Source organism: Streptomyces sp. NPDC127092, assembly GCF_042722475.1.
Classification (GTDB): domain Bacteria; phylum Actinomycetota; class Actinomycetes; order Streptomycetales; family Streptomycetaceae; genus Streptomyces.
Map to the genome: position 1 here is coordinate 1 of NZ_JBHXFE010000304.1, position 343 is coordinate 343.

Consider the following 343-nt stretch of genomic DNA (forward strand, 5'->3'; position numbering starts at 1 on the left):
GCCGCGGGGCAGAGCCTCGAGCTCCTTCTCGGTCAGAGTGCGCACCAGGGACCGCTGACGTGAGACGGAGCGACCGTTGCTGCCGTTCGAGGACACCGATCCGGTGATCTCGTAGTGGTCGCCGACGGCTTCGGACATCGACCGCAGGAAGCCGGACCCGCCGACCTTGACGCCGCCGCCGTAGCCGAGCACGTTCGATGCGGAGGTGAGCATGTCCATTCCGTCGCGGCCCCACACGTTCATGCCCTGTTCGTAGGACTGCAGGATGGTCTGGATGACGATGCCGCGTGAGCCGTAGTGGCTGTAGAGCGCGGGCAGAGTTGTCCAGCGCACGACGTTGGCG

1 protein-coding gene is annotated in these 343 nt (G+C 66.5%); it reads right to left on the minus strand.

Annotated elements, in window-relative coordinates; translation table 11 throughout:
• Positions 1–343: TraM recognition domain-containing protein (locus ACFWJO_RS39920; protein WP_386873221.1), on the minus strand; the 343-nt coding region annotated here is incomplete at both ends.